This is a genomic window from Achromobacter insuavis (assembly GCF_902859645.1).
GTDB lineage: Bacteria > Pseudomonadota > Gammaproteobacteria > Burkholderiales > Burkholderiaceae_B > Achromobacter > Achromobacter insuavis.
Window position 1 is genome coordinate 1 of the sequence record NZ_CADIJR010000173.1, and the last position, 2,385, is coordinate 2,385.

The 2,385-nt window shown below is 71.8% G+C and carries 3 protein-coding genes; 1 reads left to right on the forward strand and 2 read right to left on the reverse strand.

Features of this window, described 5'->3' with window-relative positions:
* Window positions 1-699: four-carbon acid sugar kinase family protein (locus H0523_RS31870; RefSeq protein WP_180180313.1), on the reverse strand; the 699-nt coding region annotated here is incomplete at its 3' end.
* Between the two features lie 76 nt (window positions 700-775).
* Between H0523_RS31870 and H0523_RS31875 the strand changes: the two genes are divergently transcribed.
* Window positions 776-1,648 carry a LysR substrate-binding domain-containing protein gene (locus tag H0523_RS31875; protein WP_054435464.1) on the forward strand — a complete coding sequence of 291 codons (873 nt, stop codon included), beginning with the start codon at window positions 776-778 and terminating at the stop codon, window positions 1,646-1,648.
* A 24-nt stretch (window positions 1,649-1,672) separates the two neighbouring features.
* Here H0523_RS31875 and H0523_RS31880 read toward each other — a convergent pair whose 3' ends face one another.
* On the reverse strand, window positions 1,673-2,005 hold the full coding sequence (locus tag H0523_RS31880) for a hypothetical protein (protein WP_080977441.1): 333 nt from the start codon (window positions 2,003-2,005) through the stop codon (window positions 1,673-1,675).
* Between the last annotated feature and the right edge of the window lie 380 nt (window positions 2,006-2,385).

The window sequence follows — 2,385 nt, forward strand, 5'->3', positions numbered from 1 at the left end:
CCGCGCCGGACCGGCGGCCGCCGCGCCGCAACGCACCGCCAGCGCCCGGGCCAGGCCGGGAGAGCCGGCCCACAGGCAGGACCCGTGCGTCCACAATTGCGCGACCCGTTGGTCCAGCGCCGCCTGCGTGGTGGCGTCCAGCACCAGCGTCCGGGCTTGCCGCGCGGCATCGCGCAATTGCGCCGCGTCCGCGTCCTCGGGCACCACCCGGGCCGGCCCGATGGCCGGATCGATCAGGTCGAGCAGGCGCGCGGTGCGCGCCGGATGCACCGGATCGGCGGCATAGACACTGACATCGACCGGCTCACCGTGCACGTACTGGATCCCGCCGCGCGTCACGCGCCCGGCCGCGGGAAAGGCCGGCGCCACCACCAGCAGGCGCCGCCCGCTGGCACGCAGGGCCGTGGCCAGTTCCGCCCGGATATGGCCGCGCAAGGTCGAATCCAGGGTCTTGTAGAGAACGCCGCGCCCGGCCAGCGCGGCGGCGGCCCGCGCCACCGCGTCCACGGCGCCGGCTTCGGCCTGCCCGCGGCTGCCGGTGTCGACCGACAGCACGCGCTCACCCGCCGGCGCGGCGGCGCCCCGATGCACCCGCGCCGAACCGGCCCAGGGCAGGAACGGGCCGGCGCCATCGGCGGCGCTGGTCAGGTCGTCGGCAATGATGCCGACTTGTCGGGATAACGATTCCGGTGTGTCCATACCGGTGATTAAAATGCAGATCACCCACCAGGAAAATCCATCATTTCTGACGTTTATTCGTGATCTATCATCACCAATGACCGCTACCCGCCGTCCCTCGTTGAACGACCTGCGCGCCTTCGAGGCGGTGGCGCGCCTGGGTTCCGTGCGCGCCGCCGCCGACGAACTGTCGCTGACCCATGGGGCGGTCAGCCGCCGCGTGACCAAGCTGGCCGACGACCTGGGCCTGACGCTGGTCGAACCGGCCGGACGCGGCCTGCGCGTCACCGCCGACGGCCGCTTGCTGGCCTCGTCCATGGGCCGGGCGCTGGCGCTGATCCACGACGCCATCGACACCTTGCAGGCGCGCGACGCGCAGCGCCCCGTGGTGCTGTCGTGTGAACGGTCGATCACCATGCGCTGGCTGATTCCTCGCCTGTCGCGGTTCCAGGACCGGCACCCGGACATCGAGCTGCATCTGTCGGTCGGCGGCGGACCGCTGGACTTCACCCGCGACCAGGTCACGCTGGCGCTGCGGCGGCTGGATTTTCCGGTGCATCCCGACTGGATCGTCACCCCGCTGATGGCGGAGCGCATGGGACCGGTGATGGCTCCGTCGCTGCTGCCCGCGTTCGAGGCCGGCGACTACGTGGCGCTGTCTTCACGCACCCGGCCGCGCGCCTGGGACGACTGGCTGCGTCAGGCGGGGCTTCCCGCCCCGCGCGCCACGCGCAGCCTGGATCATCATTTCCTGATGGTGGAAGCGGCTGCCGCCGGCCTGGGCGTGGCGCTCAGTCCGCGCCTGCTGGCGCTGGACGACCTGCGCAGCGGACGCCTGGTCGCGCCGGCCGGATTCGCCCCGGATGGCTCGCACTACGGATTGATCGAGTCGCGCGGCGCCCCGGCGGGCGCGGCGCCGGCGCTGGCGGCGTTGAAGCAGTGGCTGGCCGAAGCGGCGGCCGAGGCCTGAAGAAAAGGACGGTTGCCGGCGCCGTTATTGCGGCACGGCGGCGTCCTTGTCGAGCCGCTTGATGAACACCAGCAATTCCTTTTCGACCTGTTTGTCGCCGCGCGCCTGCGCGGCCTTCAGGCCCGACTCCCAGGCGGCGCGGGCGCCGGCCTTGTCGCCGCGGCCCAGGCAGGCCTTGCCCAGCCATTTCCAGGCCACCGAATAGGCCGGATCGAACACCAGCGAGGCGCGCAGGTGCGTCTCGGCATCGCCGTAGCACTCCTGCTCGGCGTAGGCCTTGCCCAGCGAGAATCGCAACAACATGTTGTCGGTGCCCTTGGCCAACATGGTTTCCAGACGATCGATCATTTCCCGCATGGCCGGCCTCCTTTGCGCCGATTGCGCTGACTACGATGGCACATGATAGGCCGCGGACCGCGCATCGGCGGCAATGGCCCCGCGCCGCGCAGGGAAAGCGGCGGCGCATGGCACAAGCATCGGTTTCCTTGCGTTTCAAGCGGCGTCGCGACGGGAATCGCGGTGCGACTATCCTGTCACACGCTCAGGGCCTGCCGCATCCCCCGCCGCCGGCCGGCCCTGACCGCCTGCTGACGGCAGGCCGCAACCGTCAACCCGCAAGGTGCCCGCTTCATGCCGAACATGCGCCTCTTCCTGCGCCGCCTGGCGCCCCGGCTGCCGCCGCTGGCGGCCCTGGCGCTCGCCGCGCCCCTGCTGGCCGCGCCCCCCGGCACGGCCCC

Excerpts from the sequence above, each read along its gene's own strand:
- H0523_RS31875 (WP_054435464.1), top strand. The coding sequence starts at position 776 with ATGACCGCTACCCGCCGTCCCTCGTTGAACGACCTGCGCGCCTTCGAG.
- H0523_RS31880 (WP_080977441.1), bottom strand. The coding sequence starts at position 2,005 with ATGCGGGAAATGATCGATCGTCTGGAAACCATGTTGGCCAAGGGCACC.